Source organism: Aggregatibacter actinomycetemcomitans (assembly GCF_003130205.1).
GTDB classification, from domain to species: Bacteria; Pseudomonadota; Gammaproteobacteria; order Enterobacterales; family Pasteurellaceae; genus Aggregatibacter; species Aggregatibacter actinomycetemcomitans_A.
This window is the reverse complement of record NZ_NRDF01000001.1, coordinates 240,798-264,491: the sequence shown is the minus strand read 5'-3', so window position 1 is coordinate 264,491 and position 23,694 is coordinate 240,798. Positions and strand designations below refer to the sequence as shown.

General features: G+C 45.2%; 24 protein-coding genes and 1 pseudogene. 11 read left to right on the top strand and 14 right to left on the bottom strand.

The features are described from left to right. The first annotated feature begins 8 nt into the window (after positions 1 to 8). Positions 9 to 1,943, top strand: coding sequence for a MacB family efflux pump subunit (locus DK423_RS01270; protein WP_005556843.1), 1,935 nt, complete (start codon positions 9 to 11; stop codon positions 1,941 to 1,943). Positions 1,944 to 2,018: 75 nt separating this feature from the next. Beyond that, a complete protein-coding gene (tdeA, locus tag DK423_RS01265; RefSeq protein ID WP_005556841.1) occupies positions 2,019 to 3,392 on the top strand; it encodes a toxin/drug exporter TdeA in 1,374 nt (457 codons plus the stop codon). A 252-nt stretch (positions 3,393 to 3,644) separates the two neighbouring features. On the opposite strand, the gene DK423_RS01260 is transcribed toward tdeA, so the two are convergent. The 4 genes from DK423_RS01260 to DK423_RS01245 form a co-directional block, all read right to left on the bottom strand. Further along, the gene (locus DK423_RS01260) at positions 3,645 to 5,012 is read right to left on the bottom strand and encodes a subtype B tannase (RefSeq protein ID WP_411674862.1); all 1,368 of its coding nucleotides are present in this window, start codon (positions 5,010 to 5,012) and stop codon (positions 3,645 to 3,647) included. A 288-nt stretch (positions 5,013 to 5,300) separates the two neighbouring features. After that, the gene (locus DK423_RS01255) at positions 5,301 to 5,624 is read right to left on the bottom strand and encodes a zinc ribbon domain-containing protein YjdM (RefSeq protein ID WP_005556837.1); all 324 of its coding nucleotides are present in this window, start codon (positions 5,622 to 5,624) and stop codon (positions 5,301 to 5,303) included. An 82-nt stretch (positions 5,625 to 5,706) separates the two neighbouring features. Then, positions 5,707 to 6,570: a DMT family transporter gene (locus tag DK423_RS01250; protein ID WP_005576139.1), complete on the bottom strand. Its 864-nt coding sequence runs from the start codon at positions 6,568 to 6,570 to the stop codon at positions 5,707 to 5,709. 44 nt (positions 6,571 to 6,614) lie between these two features. Then, positions 6,615 to 7,292 carry a TIGR01621 family pseudouridine synthase gene (locus tag DK423_RS01245; RefSeq protein ID WP_005556833.1) on the bottom strand — a complete coding sequence of 226 codons (678 nt, stop codon included), beginning with the start codon at positions 7,290 to 7,292 and terminating at the stop codon, positions 6,615 to 6,617. Positions 7,293 to 7,422: 130 nt separating this feature from the next. Here DK423_RS01245 and DK423_RS01240 point away from each other — a divergent pair, with 130 nt between their 5' ends. From DK423_RS01240 to DK423_RS01230, 3 genes and pseudogenes are all read left to right on the top strand, one after another. After that, complete coding sequence (locus DK423_RS01240; RefSeq protein WP_005556831.1) at positions 7,423 to 8,331, top strand: LysO family transporter; 909 nt, start codon at positions 7,423 to 7,425, stop codon at positions 8,329 to 8,331. A gap of 13 nt (positions 8,332 to 8,344) precedes the next feature. Beyond that, positions 8,345 to 9,802 carry a cardiolipin synthase gene (gene cls, locus DK423_RS01235; RefSeq protein ID WP_061886527.1) on the top strand — a complete coding sequence of 486 codons (1,458 nt, stop codon included), beginning with the start codon at positions 8,345 to 8,347 and terminating at the stop codon, positions 9,800 to 9,802. 62 nt (positions 9,803 to 9,864) lie between these two features. Continuing rightward, positions 9,865 to 10,065 (top strand): annotated as a pseudogene (locus tag DK423_RS01230) (histidine phosphatase family protein); the annotation flags it as partial. A 266-nt stretch (positions 10,066 to 10,331) separates the two neighbouring features. On the opposite strand, the gene DK423_RS01225 reads toward DK423_RS01230, so the two are convergent. Continuing rightward, on the bottom strand, positions 10,332 to 10,775 hold the full coding sequence (locus DK423_RS01225) for a DNA-binding protein (RefSeq protein ID WP_050542433.1): 444 nt from the start codon (positions 10,773 to 10,775) through the stop codon (positions 10,332 to 10,334). Positions 10,776 to 10,963: 188 nt separating this feature from the next. Between DK423_RS01225 and DK423_RS01220 the strand changes: the two genes are divergently transcribed. Genes DK423_RS01220 through DK423_RS11470 form a run of 3 tightly spaced genes read left to right on the top strand, consistent with a single transcriptional unit; the run spans position 10,964 to position 12,654 of the window. After that, entirely contained in the window at positions 10,964 to 11,176 is a 213-nt protein-coding gene (locus DK423_RS01220; RefSeq protein WP_032996596.1) for a helix-turn-helix domain-containing protein, read from the top strand. A gap of 9 nt (positions 11,177 to 11,185) precedes the next feature. Continuing rightward, positions 11,186 to 12,112 (top strand): DNA-binding domain-containing protein, encoded by a 927-nt coding sequence (locus DK423_RS11475; RefSeq protein WP_325048006.1) that lies wholly within the window; start codon positions 11,186 to 11,188, stop codon positions 12,110 to 12,112. Further along, positions 12,055 to 12,654: a transposase domain-containing protein gene (locus tag DK423_RS11470; protein WP_267895850.1), complete on the top strand. Its 600-nt coding sequence runs from the start codon at positions 12,055 to 12,057 to the stop codon at positions 12,652 to 12,654. The genes DK423_RS11475 and DK423_RS11470 overlap by 58 nt, the downstream gene beginning before the upstream one ends. A 63-nt stretch (positions 12,655 to 12,717) precedes the next feature. Here the strand turns inward: DK423_RS11470 and folC are convergent, their stop codons facing one another. Then, positions 12,718 to 14,064: a bifunctional tetrahydrofolate synthase/dihydrofolate synthase gene (folC, locus tag DK423_RS01210; RefSeq protein WP_005556822.1), complete on the bottom strand. Its 1,347-nt coding sequence runs from the start codon at positions 14,062 to 14,064 to the stop codon at positions 12,718 to 12,720. A gap of 22 nt (positions 14,065 to 14,086) precedes the next feature. Next, on the bottom strand, positions 14,087 to 14,983 hold the full coding sequence (gene accD, locus DK423_RS01205; protein WP_005556819.1) for an acetyl-CoA carboxylase, carboxyltransferase subunit beta: 897 nt from the start codon (positions 14,981 to 14,983) through the stop codon (positions 14,087 to 14,089). Positions 14,984 to 15,207: 224 nt separating this feature from the next. Here accD and xseB point away from each other — a divergent pair, with 224 nt between their 5' ends. The 3 genes from xseB (at position 15,208) to dxs (ending at position 18,293) form a co-directional block, all read left to right on the top strand. Further along, positions 15,208 to 15,453, top strand: a complete 246-nt coding sequence (gene xseB / locus DK423_RS01200) for an exodeoxyribonuclease VII small subunit (protein ID WP_005546390.1) — start codon at positions 15,208 to 15,210, stop codon at positions 15,451 to 15,453. A gap of 10 nt (positions 15,454 to 15,463) precedes the next feature. Then, a complete protein-coding gene (gene ispA / locus DK423_RS01195) occupies positions 15,464 to 16,354 on the top strand; it encodes a (2E,6E)-farnesyl diphosphate synthase (RefSeq protein WP_109043845.1) in 891 nt (296 codons plus the stop codon). Positions 16,355 to 16,439: 85 nt separating this feature from the next. Next, positions 16,440 to 18,293, top strand: a complete 1,854-nt coding sequence (gene dxs, locus DK423_RS01190) for a 1-deoxy-D-xylulose-5-phosphate synthase (RefSeq protein WP_005556815.1) — start codon at positions 16,440 to 16,442, stop codon at positions 18,291 to 18,293. A 123-nt stretch (positions 18,294 to 18,416) separates the two neighbouring features. Here the strand turns inward: dxs and DK423_RS01185 are convergent, their stop codons facing one another. From DK423_RS01185 to gatZ, 7 genes are all read right to left on the bottom strand, one after another. Then, on the bottom strand, positions 18,417 to 19,175 hold the full coding sequence (locus DK423_RS01185) for a DeoR/GlpR family DNA-binding transcription regulator (protein ID WP_005556812.1): 759 nt from the start codon (positions 19,173 to 19,175) through the stop codon (positions 18,417 to 18,419). Positions 19,176 to 19,241: 66 nt separating this feature from the next. Then, on the bottom strand, positions 19,242 to 20,285 hold the full coding sequence (gene gatD / locus DK423_RS01180) for a galactitol-1-phosphate 5-dehydrogenase (protein WP_005556810.1): 1,044 nt from the start codon (positions 20,283 to 20,285) through the stop codon (positions 19,242 to 19,244). 22 nt (positions 20,286 to 20,307) lie between these two features. Beyond that, on the bottom strand, positions 20,308 to 20,643 hold the full coding sequence (locus DK423_RS11225; RefSeq protein ID WP_231093223.1) for a PTS galactitol transporter subunit IIC: 336 nt from the start codon (positions 20,641 to 20,643) through the stop codon (positions 20,308 to 20,310). Beyond that, positions 20,634 to 21,653, bottom strand: coding sequence for a PTS galactitol transporter subunit IIC (locus DK423_RS01175; protein WP_005556805.1), 1,020 nt, complete (start codon positions 21,651 to 21,653; stop codon positions 20,634 to 20,636). Before DK423_RS01175 ends, DK423_RS11225 begins: the two co-directional genes overlap by 10 nt. 5 nt (positions 21,654 to 21,658) lie before the next feature. Further along, positions 21,659 to 21,943 (bottom strand): PTS galactitol transporter subunit IIB, encoded by a 285-nt coding sequence (gene gatB, locus DK423_RS01170; RefSeq protein ID WP_005556803.1) that lies wholly within the window; start codon positions 21,941 to 21,943, stop codon positions 21,659 to 21,661. A gap of 18 nt (positions 21,944 to 21,961) precedes the next feature. Beyond that, positions 21,962 to 22,411, bottom strand: a complete 450-nt coding sequence (gene gatA, locus DK423_RS01165; RefSeq protein ID WP_005556801.1) for a PTS galactitol transporter subunit IIA — start codon at positions 22,409 to 22,411, stop codon at positions 21,962 to 21,964. Continuing rightward, positions 22,389 to 23,681 (bottom strand): tagatose-bisphosphate aldolase subunit GatZ, encoded by a 1,293-nt coding sequence (gene gatZ, locus DK423_RS01160; protein ID WP_005556800.1) that lies wholly within the window; start codon positions 23,679 to 23,681, stop codon positions 22,389 to 22,391. Before gatZ ends, gatA begins: the two co-directional genes overlap by 23 nt. Positions 23,682 to 23,694 lie beyond the last annotated feature (13 nt).

Below are 23,694 nucleotides of genomic sequence, written 5' to 3'. Positions count from 1 at the left end.
TTTCGACGATGAATATAATTGAAATCAAGCAGCTCAACCGTTATTTTGGCGAAGGTGAAAACCGCGTTCATGTTTTAAAAGACATTTCCCTTTCCATCGAAAAAGGCGATTTTGTCGCCATTATGGGACAATCCGGTTCAGGCAAATCCACACTGATGAATATCATTGGTTGTTTGGACACGACAACCGGCGGTTCATACAAAATTGACGGGAAAGAAACCATTGAATTAACTAACGATCAGCTTTCCGATTTACGCAGCCAAAAATTCGGTTTTATTTTCCAACGTTATAACCTATTAAGCAGCTTAAACGCCGCAGAAAACGTCGCCTTACCTGCAATTTATGCGGGAATGCCACAAAGCCAACGCTTGGAACGTGCCAAACAATTATTGGAAAAACTGGGATTGGGCGATAAATGGCAAAACAAGCCGAACCAGCTTTCAGGCGGTCAACAACAGAGAGTCAGTATTGCCCGTGCATTGATGAACGGCGGAGAAATTATCCTTGCCGACGAACCCACAGGTGCGCTAGATTCGCACAGCGGTGAAAATGTCATGGAAATCCTCCGTCAACTGCACGAGGAAGGCCACACCATTATTATGGTGACTCACGACAAGCACATTGCTGCCAGTGCCAATCGGATCATTGAAATCAAAGACGGTGAAATTATCAGTGATACGCAAAAGCATCAGGTAAAAAGTGCGGTTAAAAATCCAAGTGTTTTTAAAGGTCGTTTCGGTTTCAGCAAAGATCAACTGATGGAAGCTTTCCGTATGTCCGTCAGTGCCATTGTGGCGCACAAAATGCGCTCATTGCTGACCATGCTGGGAATTATCATCGGGATTACTTCCGTCGTTTCCGTGGTGGCGTTAGGAAACGGTTCACAACAAAAGATTTTGGAAAATATTCGTGGTATCGGCACAAATACCATGACGATTTTTAACGGTAATGGTTTCGGTGACCGCCGTTCACGGCACATTCAAAACCTAAAAATCAGCGATGCCAATACATTATCAAAACAAAGTTATATTCAAAGTGTGACCCCAAATACCTCTTCCGGCGGCATTTTAGTGGTCGGTAACAAATCCTTCACATCCGCCAATTTATATGGTATCGGTGAGCAATATTTTGATGTGGAGGGCTTGAAGTTAAAACAGGGCCGTCTATTAACCGAGGACGATGTGGATCAAAGCAACCAGGTGGTTGTGCTGGACGAAAGTGCAAAAAAAGCCATTTTTGCCAACGAAAATCCCCTTGGCAAAACGGTGATTTTTAATAAGCGACCATTTCGTGTCATTGGCGTGGTATCAGATCAACAGCTGGGCGGATTTCCCGGTAATTCGTTAAATCTATATTCTCCTTATAGTACCGTATTAAATAAAATTACCGGGGGCAGTCGAATTAGTTCCATTACAGTAAAAATTAGTGATGATGTAAATTCTACCGTGGCGGAAAAAAGCCTCACGGAATTATTGAAATCTCTGCATGGTAAAAAAGACTTTTTTATCATGAACAGCGATACTATCAAGCAGACTATCGAAAATACTACCGGCACGATGAAATTACTCATCTCTTCTATCGCTTTTATTTCCTTAATTGTAGGCGGTATCGGCGTGATGAACATTATGTTAGTGTCAGTGACGGAACGTACAAAAGAAATTGGTGTACGCATGGCAATCGGCGCCCATCAGATTAATATTTTACAGCAGTTCTTAATTGAAGCGGTGTTAATTTGCTTAATCGGTGGCGTGGCCGGAATTTTGTTATCTGTCCTCATCGGCGTGTTGTTCAACAGTTTTATAACCGATTTCAGCATGGATTTTTCCACCGCATCCATTGTTACCGCCGTAGTATTCTCCACCCTAATCGGCGTGTTATTCGGCTATATGCCGGCAAAAAAAGCAGCAGAATTAAATCCGATTACAGCGTTGGCGCAAGAATAAATTTTGTAAAATACAAAAGAGGGGTTAGAATTCTCTACAATTTTTGACCGCACTTTTATAAAAAAGGGAAAAACAATGTTTACAATAAAAAAATTAACCTTAACTGTAGTGGTGGCAACGACCCTCACGGGCTGTGCCAATATTGGCGATTCTTATCGGGCGAGCCTTAAGAATTACAAACAATATGAAGAAATCACCAAACAATACAATATTAAAAGTGATTGGTGGAGGCTTTATAAAGATGCTCAGTTAAATCGTGTGGTCGAAAAAGCCCTATTGAATAATAAAGATTTAGCCAAAGCCGCGATTTCCGTTAATCGCTCCCTTTATAGTGCGAATCTTGCCGGTGCAGCCCTAGTTCCTGCATTCAGCGGTTCCACCCGTTCTACAGCACAGAAGAATATAAAAACCGGCGGTAACTCAACGATCAGTCACACAGGTTCTTTAAATGTCAGCTATACCTTAGATTTATGGTTTCGTTTAGCAGATACTGCGGACGCGGCGGAGTGGGCACATAAAGCCACAGTTCAGGATATGGAGTCTACTAAACTTTCCTTAATTAATTCTGTGATTACCACCTATTACCAAATCGCCTATTTAAACGATGCCATTAGTACAACAAAGGAAAGTATTAAATATTACACCGACATCAGCAAAATTATGCGAGATCGCCTGGCACAGGGTGTGGCAGATAGTATCAGTGTGGATCAAGCGCAACAGGCAGTGTTAACAGCACGTAATAATCTAATCACTTATCAACTCAATCGTAAAACTGCAGAACAAACACTCCGCAATTTACTTAACTTAAAGCCGGACGAAACACTGAAAATTACCTTCCCGCATATTTTGAAAGTAAAAACCATCGGTGTGAATTTGAACGTACCGGTTTCCGTCATCGCCAATCGCCCTGATATAAAAGGTTATCAAGCACGCTTAAGTAGTGCATTTAAAAATGTTAAAGCGACTGAAAAAAGTTGGTTCCCGGAAATTACCTTAGGCGGTAGCTTAAATTCGAGCGGTAAAAAATTGAATAGTGCAACAAATACACTTATCGGTGGAGGTGCATTAGGTATTAGTCTGCCGTTCTTAAACTGGAATACTGTTAAATGGAATGTAAAAATTTCCGAAGCAGATTATGAAACAGCGCGTTTGAATTATGAAAAAAGTATCACTGTCGCATTAAATGATGTGGATACTAATTATTTCTCATTTACGCAAGCCAAAAAACGCTTTACTAATGCCCAAAAAACCTACATTTACAACCAGCGCATTACGCAGTACTACCGCAACCGGTATAATGCAGGTGTATCCGAATTACGCGAATGGTTAACTGCTGCAAATACCGAAAAAAATTCCCAACTCTCTATTTTACAAGCCAAATATAACGTAATTCAGGCCGAAAATGCGGTTTACAGTTCCATGGCGGGTTATTATTCCGTAAAAAAATAATGTGAAACAACTGCGCTTATGTGCTTACATACAACGGTGCTTTATAAAAAGTGCCGTTTTTGCTTTTATATTTCCTCTAAATTAGAGGCGGTTATTTTTTAACCATTTCCAGGCATTACATTGCTATTTCACGCCTCAGCGGAATAAGTCCAATGTTTTAATAGCTAAAAGCTCAACAATCGTCCTCTACAATAGTGCGTAGTGCCGATATTTTATATAAAAATACCACCGCACTTTTACCATTCCCGTAAACTATTTGCTAATACTATCCACCCACTGAAACAACGCATCCAAATCATAATCCCCCGAGTGCGGTACGCCCCATGGGGTTTCATAATCCACCTGTTTGTCTGCCATATGCAATTTTATGGCTAACATAGCACCGATGGCGTGAAAAGCATCGCGGTCGGAGGTGCCGACGCGAATGCGCCAATATTGCGTTTTGCTCTGCTCCACATAATTCATGGCGTTCATTAAGCGCACGATATTTTTATCCGCCATTTTGCCTTTTTCCGTACTGTGCTGCCACGAAAACGTCGTGAAATGCTGATTATTCACGGTTTCCGTGCCGAATAAATTATTCTCGCCCGAGCTCAAGTTCAGTGCGTCAAATGCCGGCGGCGATTTCATCCGTTTTTCCGAGTGAATATAACCGTCCCAATCAATATCGCTAACACCTTCTTTGCTCAGTTGCACCCAAGGTTTATCTTCAAAAGAAACGCCGCTTTTACGCGCCCTATCCGCCGCCCGCACAATCACCGATTTCACATAATCCTTAAAGGAACCGTTGCCTTGCGCGTCTAATGTCAGCGCATTGCCCTTTTCATCTTTCAATTTCAGACGGTTTACATAAGACGGGAATTCGGCTTTTAGCTGATCGGACAGCGTAATTTCCTCTGCCGTTAATATGCCGTCAATCGTGGCTTTTGCCGCCGCTTGCGAACGGTCGTTATAACTGTCTGCATTTAAACGACTCATATCCATACGACGATACTCATTTAAGCCGTTAAACTCCCATTCATAAGCGCTGTCGGCGTGCTCCAGATTGGTAATCGTGCAATAAGCGGAAACCGCAAAAATCGCATCGCTCGCCTCTGCCGCTCCCGCTTGTTTTAAATAATAGGCATAGTCCTGATTATCACCGCTCGCGCCTAACAAAGCGGACAACGCCCCGCCGGTACTGGTACCGTTAGAAATAATTTTATTGGCATAGCCCGGCATCACGTCATCGTTGAAATGCAAATAACGCACCGCCGATTTCAAATCGATAATCGCCGCCGGTGCTTTGCCGGTATATTTTCCGTCTTTTTCCAGCGTCCGCCCGCGTGCACCCACACTCGCCACCACATAACCCTTGGAAAGTGCGGTCAAAATCGCATTCGGTTTATCGCTGCCGCCAACCCTTTTCGCATCATAGGTCGCAGCCTTCGCCGGCATATAACCGCCCACTGCATTCGGCAGGAAAATCGGTGCGGTTTGCGCCGTAAAACCGTTAATGCTGCCGTCGTTAAAATACGCTTCCGGCACATAAATATTCAGCGTTTGGTAATCCGGCTCAAGCGGCTGCTGCACATACACGATTTTCTCAAAGGCACAGAATTTCACGGCTTCCCCGTTCACCTTCGCCTCCAAAGTGCGGTAGATTTTCGGCGAGAATTAAATCATAGCCGCTATCCGTTTTATTAAAATAAGGCGTCTCCGCCAACGGATCCTATGCCTGCGGCGGATTCGCCCACACTGCCCCTGGAATCACCAACCCCACCAACAAAGCCAACCATGTTTTTATGTACATAAGATTCTCCTGTTTAAAAGATATACTGTTGATTAGATGAGCGTATCAGCGATGAATTAGGTGTGGATAACAAAAAAGTGCAGTGAAAATCAACCGCACTTTTTTCTACTTATTACCTACGCCTTCTTCAAAAACTCCGATTTCAGCATAATTTTGCCGCAATCGACGTTGTGGTCGCCGTGGGTGAGGCGGATGTTTTTGAATTTGGTGCCTTTCTTTAACACCTCGGAAGAGCCTTTGAGTTTTAAGTCTTTGATGAGCAGCACGTCGTCGCCGTCAGCGAGTAAATTGCCGTTGCTGTCTTTGACGATGAGCTGATCATCGTCGTGTTCTTCGCTTTCGTTGCCGGTCCATTCGTGTCCGCAATCGGGGCAGACGAATTGGATGGAATCGTGATAGGTGTTTTCGCCTTTGCAGGATGGGCAAATTGGGTATTCCATGTGTTTTCTCCCTTGAAATAAAATGTTAAAAATGCGCTATTGTAACGAAAAGCCGTGGGTTTCGGGGAAATAATTTATACATTTAACGGCGCATTTTCGCCAATAAGCTGACGGACAGGATGATGACCAGTGAGCCGATCCAAAAATTGAGGGTCGGTACGTTGTACCAGAACAACCAGTCGCAAATGCTGGAAAAAATCACGCCGGTGAAAGCAAACGGGGTGATGACGTTCGCCGGGGCGTATTTAAAGGCGCGGGTGAGCAATAATTGGAAGATTAACCCGAAACCGCCCACCAAGAGCAATAAAAGCAATCCGTGCACCGTAGGAACTTCCCATTGTGCGGCGAAAAATAGCGGCAGCAACAGGGAGCCGAGTAAATGGAAATAGAACACGATGTTTTTCGGGGAGTTGTGCTTGTTCAATTCCTGCAAGCTGATGAACGCCATGGCGGCTAAAAATGCCGCGCCTAGCGCATAACCGATATGCAGAAGTTCAAAATGCTTGGCGGAATCCGTCAGCATGATAATGGAAACGCCCGCAAAACCGAGAAAACTGCACGCCAGCACTTTCAACGGGGTTCGGGTGCGTAACACAAACAGCAATAAAGGCACGAATAGCGCCGAAGTGTTCATCAGTAACACGGCGATGGAAATAGGCAAATATTTGATGGCGTAAAACGTCAGCAACATACTGGCGATGCCGGCAAGATTGCGCATGACGAGAAACGGCCATTGGCTGAGTTCCACCTTGAAATCACCGTCGCGAATCATGAAAGGCAATAAAAAAATAAAGCCGATAAGAAAGCGGGAAAACAAAATTTCACTGGAAGGCAATTCGTCGGAGGCGTATTTAACAAACACGCCCATCAAGGCAATGCTGATGTAGGCAAAGATCATGCAAATAATTGCTTTTTGGTATGACGTTGTTTTGATTTTCGTCTGCATAACGGGATTCCCTGGGTTTTATTGCCAAAAAGTGCGGTCAAATTTTAAGGTGTTTTTTCGGCGTCGGCATTGACGTATTTTTCGATGTCTGCCCAAAAGCGCTGAAAAAAATCACCGCACTTTTCGTCTTTGAGCGGTTCCCCTTTAATTTGAACCGCCTGTCCGAAATAGTCAAACGATAATTGATAGGCGTGCAGATAGGTGCGTTCGGCGCTATCGCCGCCATACAAGGCATCGCCTAAAATCGGGCTACCTAAACTTTTCATGGCGACGCGCAGTTGGTGGGTTTTGCCGGTTTTCGGTCGCAGAATAAATAAGCGCAAATTCGGTGCGAGACTATGCGAGACGAAATCCGTCACGGCGGGGTTTTCTTTGCTTTGGCTCAGCTTCCAGGCACCCCGACGGGCTTTCTGCATATCACCGCTGATTCTCCCCTGCTTTTTCTTTGGCTTGTGGGTTGCCAGTGCAATATAGGTTTTTTGGATTTGGTGATGAGCGAATTTTTGCGACAACGTCACGGCGGTCGGTTCATTTAGTGCCAACATTAACAACCCCGAGGTGGCTTTATCCAACCGGTGTACCAGCCAAACCTGCGGCACGCCGAGCTGTTGCGCCACCAGTCGGGTTAAACCGATGTCGGCATCGTCTTTGTGTACGCTTATCCCGTTCGGTTTGTTAATGACAATAAAATCAGGATGTTGAAATACAATTTGAAATGTCATGAGGAAATTCAATGGGAAATCATGGACGACATTGTAGCATACAACAACCGCGTTACCGGCGCGCAATTAGGCGGGGTGGCAGAAAAGTGCTATACTTCGCGTCTAACTATAATTCTAAGGTATGTTCACGGTGTACGAAGGTTTGCTCATTATTTTAGTACCGATGTTTGTCGGCTACGCGGTCAAAACGCAAAATCAGGCGATTTTGCACGCGTTAGGTCGATTGACCATGGTTCTGCTTTACATGATTTTGTTCTCCATGGGGTTTTCCCTCGGTCAACTGAATGATTTAGCACAACAACTACCGCAAATCGGCGTTTATGCCCTGACCTTTATTTTATTTACGCAAGGTTTTAACTTCATCGGCTTGTTGGTTTACGACAAACTGCATCCGCAGCCGTTAAAACATCACGCAGAAAAAATGCCTTCCCGCCGGCGTATTTTGCCGGATTCATTGAAATTATGCACCGTTGTGGCGATAGGTTTTTTCGTCGGTTGGTTGATGAAAGGGCATTTTGCCCTTTCCCACAACACCACCACTTATGTGCTGGTCGTAATGATTTTCTGTGTGGGCGTACAACTGCGCAACAATGGGATTTCCATGCGGGCAGTGTTTTTCAACAAACGGGGCTTGACAATGGGCGTGATTTTTATGCTGACCTCGTTGTTGGGCGGTATTGTCGGCGCGCAGGTATTGTCCGTGCCGGTGGTGCAAGGCTTGGCGGTATCGTCCGGATTCGGCTGGTATTCGTTATCCAGCGTCACCCTAAGCAACGCCTGGGGACCGATTTGGGGCAGCATTGCTTTTTTTAATGATTTATCCCGTGAACTTATTAGCTTGTTTATTATCCCATTATTTATGCAAAACTATCGCTCTACGGCGGTAGGCTTTGCCGGCGCCACGGCACTGGATGTCACCCTGCCGATTATCCAAAAAGCGGGTGGCATGGAAGTGTTACCGCTGGCGTTTAGTTTTGGCTTTATTACCAACATTACGCCCCCGATTTTATTGATGTTATTTACCTCATCCCCTTTATAAACAGTCATTTTTTATGAATATTGAACAAATTACCGCCTACATTATTCCGGTGTTTATCTGGATTCTCACCATTGCCATCACCATTCGTTTGGTGATTAAAAAGCAATCGGTGCCTGCCATGCTGTCCTGGTTGATGGTGATTTATGTGTTTCCCGTCGTGGGCATTGTGGCGTATTTGATTTTCGGCGAAATCAATCTCGGGAAACGTCGTGCGGCACTGTTTAATCAATTGAAACCGAAATTCATGGCGTGGTTTGAGAAGCTGTCGCAATGCGATAATTTGGTGAATACGCAAACCAATCTGCTCTATCGTCCGATTTTCGATTTAGCCAAACAGCGGCTCGGCATTCCTTGCGTGTTGGGCAATGAACTGCATATTCTGGATACGCCGGAAAATATCATGCGCAGCATTATTGAAGACATCAAACGTGCCGAAAAATCCATCAATATGGTGTTTTATATTTGGTCTGCGAAAGGCTTGGTTGATGAAGTGACGGAAGCCCTTATCGCCGCCCGTCAACGCGGGGTGGAAATTCGTATTCTGCTGGATTCCGTGGGAAGTCGCCCGTTTCTAAAAAGCCGGGATTGTCTCGTCATGCAGGAACAAGGCATTGAAATCATCGAAACCCTGCATGTGAATTTATTCCGCATGTTCTTCAGCCGTATCGACTTGCGCCAACACCGCAAAATTATCGTCATCGATAACCAAATTTCCTACACCGGAAGCATGAACATGGTAGATCCGAAATTCTTCAAAAAAGACAGCAATGTGGGCGAATGGATTGACATCATGGTGCGTATTAACGGGCCTGTGTCGGCGGTGCTCAACGGCTTGCACGCCTGGGATTGGGAAATTGAAACGGGACAATCCGTTCCGCTGCATATTTCCGACAGCCCGTTGTTACCGCTGGAACAAAATAACTCCCACGCCGTGCAGATTCTCGCTACCGGTCCGAGTTTCCCCGATGATTTAATGGCGCAATCTCTTGCCATTGCGATTTTCTCCGCGCGTAAAAGCATTGTGATCACCTCGCCTTATTTCGTACCGAGCCACAACATTGCCGAAGCCTTACGCATTGCGGCACTGCGTGGCGTGGAGGTGTCCATCATTCTGCCGAAAGAAAATGATTCCATGATGGTGCGCTGGGCAAGTCGTACCTTTTTCGATGATTTACTTGCTGCCGGCGTAAAAATTTATAATTTCAATAAAGGGTTATTGCACACCAAGAGTATGCTCATTGATAACAAGCTCGCTTTGGTCGGCACCGTTAACATGGATATGCGTAGCTTTTTATTGAATTTTGAAGTCACTATGGTGGTAGAAGATCTGGCGTTCGCCAATGAAATTTCCTTGCTCCACGAAGGTTACATCAAAAATTCAGAATTACCGGATCACGCTAAGTGGGCAAATCGTTCCGTTTATCAGCGCATTATAGAAAAATTGTTTTTCCTCTTCAGCCCGCTGTTGTAGTAAAAAGTGCGGTTGATTTTCCCGGTGTTTTTTCTCTCGATAACATTTAATCAAGGATAATAATGAACAAAAATCTGACGTTTTATTTAATCCGCCACGGTCGTACCCTTTGGAACGAACAGGGTTTATTGCAAGGCTTCGGCAATTCCGCATTAACGGAAAGCGGCGTTAAAGGCGCGCAACTCACCGGCATGGCATTAAAAGACACGCCTTTCGTAGCGGCTTATACCAGCTGCCTGCAACGTACTATCGACACGGCGCAACTGTAAAACACCGAACAAAATGAGAAAAAGGAATAAACTAGGGAGAATGTTGAATCAAGCGGGAATAAGTGGAACAAAACCAATGAAAACAAGGGCGCAAGAAAAACGGCGTCCTTTTTTATTGAAGAATAGATAAAAACCAAAAATGCGAAAGATTTTAAAAATCGCAAAAAAAAATATTGAATGTATATGCTGCCTTGTGGCGCGTCCTTAGTATTATCATTAAAGAATTTAAGAATTGACTGCTTGTCCATATAACCCCTTATCTATGCAACCAATTTAACCAAATTAATAATCTTCTCGTTAGCGCTTTCTTCGCTTAGTAATTCGTAAATCATCCATACCATTTGCGCCTTGGCTTCGGGCGCCATGGTTTTGCGTGTCATTGCTAAGATTTCCTCCAGCGTGCTGATCGCCGTTAAAAAGCGCGCCTTGCTTACTTCCGTTAAGTCTTTATTGTTTGTTTGTTTCTCGGCGTTATATGGCGCCGCTTGTTCGTTTATTGTGTTTGTGCTAAATCCTAGGAGCCTTTGAACATCAGGCGGAAGTGATGAATAATGATATTCAATCGCCCCGCCTTGTACGCCGCTTCTTTCTCTTTTTATCCATCCTTGAGTTCTTGCCTTTTTGTTTATCCCCTGTGGGGATGAAGGTAGCCCTCTAATACCAACCAGTTGGTTTGCTGAAAACCATTCTTCAGAGTTTCTCATAAAATCACCTTTAAGAAACTTTAGTTTCTAAAATAAAACAAACATAACTTATTGAGTTTAAATATAAAAAATAAAAAAGTTAATTTTTTCAGAAACTAGTTGAGTTTCTGAAAAGGTAGGTGCATAGTTTCCATAGTTTCTAAAGAGTAACACCAAGGAACTAAAACAAGTATTAAGGATATCACATTATGAGTAAGAGTAAAAAAGATATGCACCGCGCATTTATTATCGCGAGCATCAGAGTAAAGGGGAAAACATTAAATCAGCTTTCCGTAGAAGCAGGTTTACACCCTAGAACACTGGGAAATGCACTTGAGCGCAAATACCCTAAAGGAGAGAAAATTATCGCTGATTTTATTGGCGTCACCCCGCAGGATATATGGCCGTCTCGTTATGAGTAGGAGAAGTATATGGAAATGTGGTTTTCAGCTACTGTGCTCTCTTTTTTAGAAACTTTGCCTAACTCCCCACAGGGCATTAATAAAAAGGCAAGAATTGAAAATTGGGAGCGGCGAAAAGTAGTGGGAAAAAAAGGAGTTAGTTTTGAATATTCATTCAAATCCCTCCCTCAAGAAACCCAAGCCGAACTAATCCTAAAGAGCTCCAAAAAAAGTGCGGTAGAAAATTTGGATAGATCCGAAATTCCGGCGCCGCAAAGAAAACAACTTAACTATCTGCCGGAAGCCTTTTGGATTGCTTATGACAAAGCGACCCAAAAGAAAAAAGAAAAGGCAGAGCACCGTTTTAAAGCGGTGTGCGCAGTGACCGACTTGGTAGCCAATGGTACCGACACCATCACGGCGCTGGTAAAAGCAGGAGAACGGTTTGGCGAGAGCTGGAAGACGATTAAACGTTGGTATTACCGCGTAAAACCGTTTGAGCGTAGCGACTGGTTGGCAGTGTTGGTGAGTAAGCACGACGGCAAACACCCGGAACTGCTTGCCGAATTTAGTGATGAGGCATGGTCATTTTTTAAAGCCGATTACTTGCGCCCGGAAAGACCACAATTTAACGCCTGCTACCGCCGTTTATTAGATGCGGCAAGGGAAAACAATTGGACTGTGCCAAGCATCAGCGCTGTAAAAAGCAAGTTAGAGCGTGAAGTGCCGAAAATCCAGCAAATTTACTGGCGCAAAGGCGAACACGCAGTAAGCCAGCTTTATCCAAGCCAACAACGCACGGTGGCAGACCTTGAGGCGATGGAATGGATTAACGGCGACGGCTATCAGCACAACGTGTTTGTGCGATGGCATAACGGTGAGATTGTCAGACCTAAGACATGTGGTATTGGCAAGACATCAGAACCCGCAAAATCCTCGGTTATCGCGCGGATTTGAGCGAAAACAGCGACACCATCCGCTTGAGTTTGATGGATGTGGTTTGGAAATACGGCATACCGAAACACCTGACCATTGATAACACCCGCGCCGCAGCGAACAAATGGATGACGGGCGGAGTTAAAAACCGTTACCGCTTTAAAGTTAAAGAGGATGACGTGAAAGGGATTATCCCGACCCTTGGCATCGAGCTGCACTGGACAAGTGTACAGTTCGGCAAAGGTCACGGACAGGCGAAGCCGATAGAACGCGCCTTTGGTAACGGCGGACTGGGCGAAATCATTGATAAACACCCGAACTTTGCAGGCTTTTACGCGGGAAGTAGTGTGGATGACCAGCCGGATAATTACAACGGGGGTAAAGACGGTGTGGATTACGACACCTTTATATTGATCCTGGAAGAAGGCATACAGCACTACAACGCGCAAATGGGGCGTAAAACCGAGATTTGCCAAGGCGTTTACAGTTTTGACCAAGTGTTTGAGCGTGATTACGCGCTAGCCACGAAAGTGCGCAAAGCCAGCGCCGAACAATTGCTGTAGCGGAGTGAGCAATTTGCGAAAGAGAATCGAGCAATTTGCTCACTCCGCTACATTTGCGGGATGTTAGGCTTGGCTAAAAGTCAGAAATTCCCCCACCGTATGAAATGAACCGAACACCAGTACGGTGTCATTTTCATCGGCAATTTCCACCGCACTTTTTACGCCTTCCGCAACGGAATCGGCGTAACCGCCCTGCACATTGAAGTGATGTTGCGCGGCAATCTGCTGCAACGTCACAAATAAATCCGATCCACGTTGACCGCGATAACCGCCCAAAGTGACACAACGCCATTCATCAATCAGCGAAAGCAACGGCGTTAATACGCCAACCGCATCTTTATCCTTCAAAATACCGCAAACGGCAATGAGCTTGCCGCACGATTGCGCTTTAAGTGCGGTCAGTTTTTCCGCTAAATAACGCGCCGCGTGCGGGTTATGGCCTACGTCAATAATGATGCGTGGTAGCGCCGTAACGTCGCGTTGTAGTTTTTGTGTCAGATGGGCTAATTGCGCGGGGTTAATGGTTTGAAAACGCCCGGTGAGTTCTACCTCAGCCAAGGATTTTTTAACGGTTTCAAGAGAGATGTCAAAAGGCAGCTTTTGCACCGTAGCAATTGCCGTTGCCGCGTTGGCAAGCGGAATTTGGCAAAGCGGTAAATCCGCTAAAAAATCCCACCGCACTTTTTCTTCCGGTTGTACGGTTTGCCACGTCCAATGTTGCGCTTGTTGGCTGAAAGTCCAATCCAGATGGCGACAGAATAACTGGCTGCCGAGCTCACTTGCACGATCCAGCATGGTTTGCGGAATGTTCGGCTCGCCGATGATCACCGGTTTATGGGCGCGGAAAATCCCCGCTTTTTCAAAACCGATTTGTTCGCGGGTGGAACCGAGAAAATCCGTGTGATCAATATCAATGCTGGTAATCACCGCCATGTGGTTATCCACAATATTGGTCGCATCCAAACGACCGCCCAGCCCTACTTCTAAAATCACCACATCCAAATTCGACCGCTTAAACAAATGCAACGCCGACAAGGTGCTGAATTCAAAATACGTTAAGGATTGGGTTTTGTGTTGCTCAATATAAGCAAAGGAAGCCGTGTGCTGCGCATCCTCCAATTCCTGGTTTTGAATACGTACGCGTTCGTTATAACGTAACAAATGCGGAGAGGAATACGCGCCCACGCGATAACCGGCGTTCAGTAAAATCGTTTCCAGCAAACGACAGGTGGTACCTTTGCCGTTGGTGCCGCCCACGGTAATCACGAAAGGTGCCGGCGTTAATAAATCAAGCGTCTGTGCTACGGACTGAACCCGTTCCAGCCCCAAATCAATGGCTTTAAAATGGCTGTTTTCCAAATAAGAAAGCCACTCGTTGAGTGGCGAAGTGGCTTTTAATTCTGTTTGCATTATAAATGCCTTCAATAAGGTTTTATGCGGCGGTTTCTTCAACAACCAATTCACTTTCCACAAAAGGTGAAGGCTTGTTCATGAGTTTGCTCAATAAACCCGCCAAGGTGTTTCGCATATCGGCACGTTTTACGATCATGTCGATAGCGCCCTTTTCCAATAAAAATTCACTGCGCTGGAACCCTTCCGGCAGCTTTTCACGCACGGTTTGTTCAATGACGCGCGGACCGGCGAAACCGATTAAGGCTTTCGGTTCGGCAATATTGATGTCGCCCAACATAGCGAAACTGGCGGACACACCGCCCAACGTCGGATCGGTCAACACGGAAATGAACGGCACGCCTTTTTCACGCATTTTCGCCAATACGGCACTGGTTTTAGCCATTTGCATTAAGGAGAATAACGCTTCCTGCATACGCGCGCCGCCACTGGCGGAGAAACACACGAACGGGCAATTTTCTTCCATGGCTTTTTCCGCCGCTTTCACGAATTTCGCGCCCACCACGGAACCCATGGAACCGCCCATAAAGCTGAAGTTGGACGCGGCAGCCACAACCGGCATATTATATAACGTGCCGTAAAAGGCAATTAACGCGTCTTTTTCACCGGTGTCTTTTTGTGCGGCGGTAATACGATCTTTATATTTTTTTAAGTCTTTGAATTTTAGAATGTCTTTCGGCTCTAAATCTGCCGCTAATTCTTGCACACTGTCTTGATCCAATAAGGACAATAAACGAACACGGGCATCAATACGCATGTGGTGACCGCACTTTGGGCACACTTCCAAATGACGTTTTAATTCTTCGCGATATAATACTTGTTCGCATGAGGTACATTTTGTCCAAACGCCTTCCGGCACATTGGCTTTGCGTGAGGAAGAAGATGTATTTTTACTAAAAATTCTATCAATCCAGCTCATATTTAACCTTTTCTCTTGATTAACAAAAAATTGTGGGCTATTAGACCATAATTTTTAGAATTTTTATAGCAATTTATATAGTTCTGATTAGCCATAAAGTGCGGTACTTTTTTGCGGCGTTTTTAGCGACATTTTTCAGCGGAAATACCTCAAATTCGCCCTAACAAAATCACTAAAAATCAAGTACAATACGCCAATTCTATTTTGCGCAAAAGGACAATATCATGGCACGCAAGCCGGCTGAAAAAAACGAACCTGATTTTGAAAATACGCTGAAACAATTAGAAGAAATCGTTTCCCGTTTGGAAAATAACGAGCTTTCTCTTGAAGATGCTTTGAAGGATTTTGAACAAGGGATCAAGCTGGCGCAATTGGGTCAGGAACGTTTACAACAAGCGGAACAACGTATCCAAATTTTGTTGCAAAAAAGCGAAAGCGCAAAACTCAGCGATTATCAACCGGAAGAATAACGGGTCGGCAATGTATCAGTTTTCGCAAGATTTACAGTACGTTCAGCAACGGATTAATCAATTTTTAGCCGATCAATTTGCGTACATTGACAGCGCCCCCGCGCCGCTGGCGGAAGCCATGAAATACGGCTTGTTATTGGGCGGCAAACGCATTCGTCCCTTTTTGGTGTATGCCACCGGCAAAATGCTAGGCGCCGACATGGCGCAGCTGGATTACGCTGCCGCCGCCATTGAAGCCATTCATGCTTATTCTTTAATTCACGATGATTTGCCCGCTATGGACGACGATGAATTGCGTCGCGGGCACCAAACCTGCCATATTGCGTTTGATGAAGCCACCGCCATTTTAGCCGGCGATGCGCTACAAACATTGGCTTTTGAGATCTTAACGGATATTCCCCATTTATCGGCAGAACAAAAACTGATGTTAATTAAGACATTAAGCGCGGCTGCGGGCGTAAAAGGAATGTGCTTGGGGCAAAGTCTGGATTTAATTTCAGAACAAAAAATCATCAGTCTGCAAGAACTGGAACAGATTCATTTAAACAAAACCAGCGCATTACTGGCCGCTGCCTTAAAAATGGGCTTTATTTGCTCACCGCACTTTGCCGACACAGCGTTGGCGCAACAACTGGAACGCTATGCCACGGCAATCGGTTTAGCCTTTCAAGTGCAGGATGATATTTTAGACATCGAGGGCGACAGTGCGACCCTCGGCAAAACCGCCGGCTCCGATTTAACGGCGGACAAAAGCACTTACCCGAAATTGTTGGGGCTTGAAGGCGCCAAACAAAAAGCGCAGGAACTTTACCAAACGGCTCTAGCCGAGCTAAAAAATTTACCCTTTAATACCACCGCACTTTATGCGTTGGCGGAATTTATCGTGAAACGAAAAAGCTAATTATCCCCAAAAGTGCGGTGAAAATTAATCGTGTTTTTTTAATGTGTCGATATATAAATTTTAACGTTGGAATTGACTAACCATTATGCAAAATTATCCCCTTTTATCATTAATTAATTCGCCTGAAGATTTGCGTTTGTTGAACAAAGAGCAACTTCCTCAAGTGTGTCAGGAATTGCGCGAATATCTGCTGGAATCGGTTAGTCAAAGCAGCGGGCATTTAGCCTCGGGGTTAGGCACGGTGGAACTTACCGTCGCCTTGCATTATGTATTCAAAACCCCTTTCGATCAGTTGATTTGGGATGTAGGACATCAAGCATATCCCCATAAAATCCTAACCGGTCGCCGCGACCAAATGCCGACTATTCGACAAAAAGGCGGACTACATCCTTTCCCTTGGCGCGGTGAAAGTGAATTCGATGTATTAAGTGTGGGACACTCCTCTACCTCTATCAGTGCCGGGTTAGGCATTGCCATTGCAGCGGAACGTGAAAATGCAGGACGCAAAACCGTTTGTGTCATCGGCGACGGTGCAATTACCGCCGGCATGGCGTTTGAAGCGCTGAACCATGCCGGTTCATTGCACACGGATATGCTGGTGATTCTCAATGACAACGAAATGTCCATTTCTGAAAATGTGGGCGCATTAAATAACCATTTGGCACGTTTGTTGTCCGGTTCTTTCTACTCCAGCATTCGTGAAGGCGGCAAAAAAATTCTTTCCGGTGTGCCGCCCATTAAAGAATTTGTGAAAAAAACCGAAGAACACGTCAAAGGTTTTGTCTCCCCGGGCAGCACCATGTTTGAAGAACTCGGGTTTAACTATATCGGACCGATTGACGGACACAACGTGGAAGAATTGATTAGCACCTTGCAAAATATGAGTTCACTCAAAGGTCCGCAATTTTTACATATCGTCACTAAAAAGGGCAAAGGCTACACACCGGCGGAAAAAGACCCTATCGGCTTCCACGGCGTACCGAAATTTAACCATTTAAGCGGCGAATTGCCGAAATTCAACGCCACTCCAACCTATTCTAAAATTTTCGGTGACTGGCTATGTGAAATGGCGGAACAGGATCCGAAACTCATCGGCATTACCCCGGCAATGCGCGAAGGTTCCGGCATGGTGGAATTTTCTCAACGCTTTCCGCAACAATATTTTGATGTTGCCATCGCCGAACAACACGCTGTGACATTTGCCGCCGGTTTGGCAATCGGCGGGTATAAACCGGTGGTCGCTATCTATTCCACATTCCTGCAACGGGCTTATGACCAGTTAATTCATGATGTGGCGATTCAAAATCTACCTGTCTTATTTGCCATTGACCGTGCCGGCATTGTCGGTGCCGACGGACAAACCCACCAAGGCGCTTTCGATATCAGTTTCATGCGCTGCATCCCGAATATCGTGATCATGACACCAAGCAATGAAAATGAATGCCGCCAAATGCTTTACACCAGCTATCATTGCGGAAAACCAGCCGCTGTGCGTTATCCTCGCGGCAATGCAGTCGGCGTTGAATTAGAACCGTTGCAACTATTGGAATTAGGTAAATCCAAACTGATTCGCGAAGGCAAAAAAATCGCCATTTTAAATTTCGGCACACTATTACCAAACGCCCTACAAGTAGCGGAAAAACTCAACGCCACAGTTATCGACATGCGTTTCGTTAAACCGCTGGATACCGCACGCATTAATGAGATCGCCAAAACTCATGAACTTATCGTCACCTTGGAAGAAAACGCCATCCAAGGCGGCGCAGGCAGCGCGGTAGCCGAAGTGTTGTATCATCAACAACATCAAGTGAAATTACTGCAATTAGGCTTACCGGATTTCTTTATCCCGCAAGGTACTCAATCAGAAATGCTTACAGGACTTAAGCTGGATGCTGCAGGAATTGAATGGCAGATTTTGGATTTTTTAGGTGAGAAGTAAAAATTAGCCGCATAAAAAACCGTTCCGATGTTGGAACGGTTTTTTGTTCTCAAAAGTGCGGTCGCAAAAAACGATATTTTTATTTTATAAATCCTTATTAATGCGCCTTCACCTGTAATCAGGCTAAACCACCTGCAACGGCATATTTACCCCCGCCAATTCCGCTTTATTTTTTTCCGTAATATTGCTGTCGGTAATAATTAAATTTACCGCACTCATTGGTAGCACCTGATTAAAACCGTTACGATTGAATTTCGTCGAATCGGCAACACATACCACTTTTGACGATGCTTTCGCCATGATGGAGCTGATGTGATAGCCTTCGTTAAAGGTGGTAAGCCCATTAATCGGATCAATGCCGTCTGCACCTACGAACATAATGTCCGCACGAATGCCGTTAAGTGCATGTTCCGCAATGGTGCCGTGCATGGAGCGGGTTTTGTGACGCACATAACCGCCGCAAATTACCAAGGTAATATCTACGGAATCGGATAATACAAAAGCGGCGGGAAGGTTGTTGGTGATGATGGTGATATTCTTGATTTTCAATAGCTCATTGGCAATCATCATCGTCGTGCTGCCACTGTCCAGAATAATCGTATCCCCTTCTTTAATAAGCCCTGCCGCTGCTTTGGCAATACGGATTTTTGGATCGGGTGATAATAAATAGCGGTCATCCAGAAAGGTTTCATTATCCTGTGATTGCAGTAATCCCGCGCCACCGTGAAAACGGGTCAATAAATTTTGCTCTTCCAACAAACGCAAATCGGTACGAATGGAAACTTCCGATACATTAAATCGTTTGGCGAGATCGTTGACTAATACGCTACCGTTTTCTTTTAATAATTCGATAATCAGGTTTCGGCGGTCAAAAGTATTCATAAATATTCCTTATATAGCAAAAATAAAAGCGTACGAAAGTTTCATACGCTTTTATTATATTACGTTTCACTGAAATTTTAAGACTATTTTTCCATTCATCGGCTTGCCGTCAAGCTTTTCAACTTCGGTAATATAATCTTCAATGAAATTCACCGACGCAGTCAGTTTATCGAATTGAATTTTACCTTGTTTAACCAATTCGATTGCCTTCGTCCATTCATCCCCCGGCCAAGGCGCGGAATAATTCATCCAAGAACCGAGAATACTCAACTCCTTACGCAAAATCAAACCGAACACTTTCTGATTCAAGGTTAAATCATTATGTAAGGTGCCGACCAATGCCACTTGCGCACGTGGGCCTGCAATTTTTATTGCCAGTTCAACCGTTTGCGGCACACCGGCAGTTTCCAAAACGAGTTGGTCAAAACGACTGTCGAATAATTGTTTTTCAATTTCTTCTGCGGCTAATTCACGGGAATTGAAGGTTTGCGTCGCACCCAGTTCTTTCGCCAGCGCCAGCTTTTCGTCGTTAATGTCAATCACCTTCACGCTTTTGGCGTCCAATGCGGCGGCGCATTGGGCGGCGAGTAAGCCGATGGTGCCGGCCCCTATCACAATTACGTTTTTATCTGCACAGCCCTGCGCCAGATTAATGGCATGCAGACCCACCGTAATCGGTTCGATAAAAGCATCGTGCAAGGGGTTGGAATCCGGTGATACTTTCACCAAATTTTTCTTGTTGACGCCAATATATTCTGCATTGGCGCCGAAACGACGGGAACCGATGAAATTGTAGTTTTTACATAACGAATAATATCCTTTGCGACATTCCTCGCAGTCGAAACAAGGTTGCAACGGTGCACAAACCACTAAATCCCCTTTGCGGAATTCAGTCACGCCTTTTCCTATTTCCTCTACCGTACCACAAAACTCATGCCCTAATACGATAGGGTAAAAATGCGTACCATGATGAAATATGCGCGGAATATCGGAACCACATACGCCCGAATACAGCACTTTTACCAGCACGTCTTCCTCATCTTCGATTTTCGGCGTCGCAATTTCCGCCAGCACCAATTTCCTGTTTTCTTCAACAACAACCGCTTTCATTTTTTAACTCCTCAAAAACGCTTTAATTTTTGACCGCACTTTCAGCCACCCGATCCGCCTTTTCAAAACCTTTTGCGCGGCGCCAAGTTAAAAACACACCCAGCGCATAGATACAGCCGATAACCAGCAATCCGATAAGATTTTCAACGGTACAGAGTTGTACCAGTAAATAGGTGATCGGCGAACCGCCCTGATCCATCGACGCCACCTGTTCGCCCGCCTTCAATGTGCCGGCATTAGCGGCTAATTGGGTATTCAATGCAATGGTTTGGGTCGCAATCCAAAGAGTGATGGACATGATGATCACACCCGAAATCAGCGTTCTGAATAAATTGCCCTGATGCACCGCTACCGCCATGGCGCTAAATCGCCGAAAGGCAGCACCTGATTTCCCAGTAAGATAACGGCAATCAAAATAGTCAGCGGAATAAAAATCAAACTGGCGGACACCACTGAGGTATGTCCAAGCAAGAGCGCCGGATCCAAGCCGATAAGAAATTCTTCACCACCGAAACGCGCCTGTAATTTTTTACGCGCTTGTTTGGCAATGGGTGTTAAACCGTCCATAATCGGTTTGATCACACGTGGCATTAATAACATCACAGCAGCCGTTTTTACCGCTAACTGCAAAATGTCTTTTAACGGATAGCCCGCCAAAATACCGATAATAATCCCCATTACAAAACCGACGGTGACCGGCTCGCCGAACGGTCCGAAGCGTTTTTGCAAATCGTCGGCGGAAAAATGCACTTTATTCAATCCCGGAATTTTTTCGATAATAATGTCGGTCAATACTGCAATCGGTCCCAAATATGCCGATGTGCCGTGCGGAATGGCGATGCCGTCCAGTTCAAAGAAATTCTTCGTATCGCGGCTGAACCAGTCGCCCAGTTTGTAAACAAACGCAGCATGAATCACAACCCCGAGAATGCCCAGCCAATAATAACCGGTAGCGATATGCACGATGGCGCCGGTGAAAGTCATATGCCAGATATTCCAAATATCCACGTTCACCACGCGGGTCAGTTTCAACAGCAACATAACGATATTCACCGCAATTGCGATAGGAATGGCGATTAACGCGATTTGCGATGCCCAAGTAATCGGTGCGGCGCCCGGCCAGCCGATATCCACTACGTTCAAATTAATATCAAACGCCTGTGCCATCGCTTTTGCCGCCGGTCCGATAGAATCCAACATTAAGCCGATAACCAGCCCGATCCCCACAAAGCCGATACCGATTTGTAATCCGGCTTTAAAGGAATCGCCGGCCTTCATGCCGACTAACAACGAAAGAATAATAATCACAATCGGCAGCATGACCGACGGTCCGAGATCCAAAATGTACTGCATGATTTGCGTAAACATAATGATTATCCTCTTAAAATCGTTAAGATTTTCTCTTTAAGCTGATCAATTCCGACACCGGAAACAAAAGGCATGCCGTGTACAATCGGAATATCGCCGTAGGTTTGAGTGATTTTCGAGGTGGTGCAAATCAAATCCACATCTTGAATATAACTGTCAATTTCATTGATTCGGCATTGCACCAGTTCCAGCGGAATATGGTTTGCTCCACATAATTCTTTGATTTCTTCCGCCGCTAAGGTTGAAGTGGCTACCGCGCCGCCACAGGCTACAATTACTTTCTTTTTCATACGCTTTACTCCTTGCTGTCAGTTAAAACTTAAATGTTGTTCAAGTAGGTCGGGCAACGCATTTTCCTCAGCCGTAAGAAGCTGCTCCACAAAGGCATTGTCCTGCAATTTTCCGAATAATTTACGCAACACCACCAGTTGATCCTGCGGATCGGTTACCACTAGCGCGATGATCAATTCGGCATCCACCTGACCATCTTCATCAGGACGGTTAAACTTCACCGGTTTGTTCGGGCGAATAAAATAAATCGCCGGTTTCAACGCGTGTTCGGCGTCGCTATGGGGAATGGCGACGGCCTGATATTCCAAGGCAATGCCGGTGGGAAAATCTTTTTCCCGTGCAAAAATCGCCTCGCGGTACGATGCTTTGACGAATCCTTCGGCGATAAATCTGTCCGCCAAATGGTGAAAAACCGCCCCGTAATCGGCAAAATCTACATCGGTTTTAATTAAAATGTCGGTTTTCATCAGCGTTCTCCTCGTTACAACCGAATGCATAATCGCTCAGCACCTGCTGAATCTTATCCAGAATAAGTGCGGTCGGTTTTGCCGGTATTTCTTTCAATAACACTTTGCGATATTGCTCCGGCAAATACTGGCTGAGTAAGCCTAACGGAATATTTTCTACGGACAGATTTTCAATTAATTTCTCCACCGCACCATTGATTCGCGCATTCGGCCAGTAGTAACGAATACGATCCGACAGACTGAAATGCAGATCAATCATGGCCTTGGAATGTTGCGACGAGTAATATTTACTCCAATATTTCGGTTCATCCTGCATGACCTGATCGATTACGTCTAATAAGTAACTTTTACGTTCCGGCGGGATCAATTCGTCTTCAATTTTTGCCAAGGCGAATAATGCTTCCCGTAACGCAAAGATTAATGCCGGTCCGACTTTTAAAATGGCGAAGTGATCTTTCACTAAATTGCGATAAGCATATTTTGTTTGATAATCGGTAGAATGGGCTTCAAAAACATAAGGTGTGGTTTCAATGAATTTCGACAGTTCTTGTGCCAATTCCGGTTTGTATAAAATGACATTGGAATGATCAAATTCTACACCCGGTTGCACGACCAACCCTGCCACACGTCGGAAGGCATCGTCCAGATTGAGTGTTGCAAATGCCTTGCGATGGGTCTCGATGGTTTCATTGGTGCTTGCCACCGTAGTAACGTCAACACGTTGAATAGCATGCACCTCACCACCCGGCACAGGCACTTCGGTACCGATGATATAGCTGATTTTGGCTTTTTGCTCTTCGCTTAACACGCTTTCAATGGCGGCGCATAGCTCTGCCGCGCGTTCGGCGACTACAGTCGGCGGAAGGGGTACAGGATCGTCAACACAAGACATTGAGGCATCCAAATGAATTTTAGTAAAACCCGCTTTCGCATAATCCATCACCAACGCTTTGGCTTTTTCCATTGCCGTTTCAGCCGATTCATTTTGCCAACAATTCGGTCCCAGATGATCGCCACCTAAGATAATGCGCTCTTTCGGAAAATTTACTTTTTCCGCAATCTGATAAACAAAGGATTTAAAATCTGCCGGTTTCATACCGGTATAACCGCCGAATTGATTCACTTGATTAGAGGTCGCTTCAATTAATACATCCTTATCCGTCTCCAAATCAAACCGCAACGCTGCTTCAAGCACCAGCGGATGTGCCGAGCAGACGGAACAAATGCCGATCTGTTGTCCCGCTTTGTGTTTTTTCACTAATTCTTTCATTATTTCCCTCCTT

Bases quoted from the DNA above. Each gene is read 5' to 3' on its own strand.
- folC (WP_005556822.1), bottom strand. From the start codon at position 14,064: ATGCAAACAGAATTAAAAGCCACTTCGCCACTCAACGAGTGGCTTTCT.
- DK423_RS11225 (WP_231093223.1), bottom strand. From the start codon at position 20,643: ATGGCGGTAGCGGTGCATCAGGGCAATTTATTCAGAACGCTGATTTCG.
- ispA (WP_109043845.1), top strand. From the start codon at position 15,464: ATGTATCAGTTTTCGCAAGATTTACAGTACGTTCAGCAACGGATTAAT.
- DK423_RS01270 (WP_005556843.1), top strand. From the start codon at position 9: ATGAATATAATTGAAATCAAGCAGCTCAACCGTTATTTTGGCGAAGGT.
- gatB (WP_005556803.1), bottom strand. From the start codon at position 21,943: ATGAAAAAGAAAGTAATTGTAGCCTGTGGCGGCGCGGTAGCCACTTCA.
- DK423_RS01185 (WP_005556812.1), bottom strand. From the start codon at position 19,175: ATGAATACTTTTGACCGCCGAAACCTGATTATCGAATTATTAAAAGAA.
- DK423_RS01220 (WP_032996596.1), top strand. From the start codon at position 10,964: ATGAGTAAGAGTAAAAAAGATATGCACCGCGCATTTATTATCGCGAGC.
- DK423_RS01245 (WP_005556833.1), bottom strand. From the start codon at position 7,292: ATGACATTTCAAATTGTATTTCAACATCCTGATTTTATTGTCATTAAC.
- DK423_RS11470 (WP_267895850.1), top strand. From the start codon at position 12,055: ATGTGGTATTGGCAAGACATCAGAACCCGCAAAATCCTCGGTTATCGC.
- dxs (WP_005556815.1), top strand. From the start codon at position 16,440: ATGCAAAATTATCCCCTTTTATCATTAATTAATTCGCCTGAAGATTTG.
- DK423_RS01250 (WP_005576139.1), bottom strand. From the start codon at position 6,570: ATGCAGACGAAAATCAAAACAACGTCATACCAAAAAGCAATTATTTGC.
- DK423_RS01255 (WP_005556837.1), bottom strand. From the start codon at position 5,624: ATGGAATACCCAATTTGCCCATCCTGCAAAGGCGAAAACACCTATCAC.
- DK423_RS01175 (WP_005556805.1), bottom strand. From the start codon at position 21,653: ATGTTTACGCAAATCATGCAGTACATTTTGGATCTCGGACCGTCGGTC.
- accD (WP_005556819.1), bottom strand. From the start codon at position 14,983: ATGAGCTGGATTGATAGAATTTTTAGTAAAAATACATCTTCTTCCTCA.
- gatA (WP_005556801.1), bottom strand. From the start codon at position 22,411: ATGAAAACCGACATTTTAATTAAAACCGATGTAGATTTTGCCGATTAC.
- tdeA (WP_005556841.1), top strand. From the start codon at position 2,019: ATGTTTACAATAAAAAAATTAACCTTAACTGTAGTGGTGGCAACGACC.
- gatZ (WP_005556800.1), bottom strand. From the start codon at position 23,681: ATGAAAGAATTAGTGAAAAAACACAAAGCGGGACAACAGATCGGCATT.
- xseB (WP_005546390.1), top strand. From the start codon at position 15,208: ATGGCACGCAAGCCGGCTGAAAAAAACGAACCTGATTTTGAAAATACG.
- DK423_RS11475 (WP_325048006.1), top strand. From the start codon at position 11,186: ATGGAAATGTGGTTTTCAGCTACTGTGCTCTCTTTTTTAGAAACTTTG.
- DK423_RS01225 (WP_050542433.1), bottom strand. From the start codon at position 10,775: ATGAGAAACTCTGAAGAATGGTTTTCAGCAAACCAACTGGTTGGTATT.
- gatD (WP_005556810.1), bottom strand. From the start codon at position 20,285: ATGAAAGCGGTTGTTGTTGAAGAAAACAGGAAATTGGTGCTGGCGGAA.
- cls (WP_061886527.1), top strand. From the start codon at position 8,345: ATGAATATTGAACAAATTACCGCCTACATTATTCCGGTGTTTATCTGG.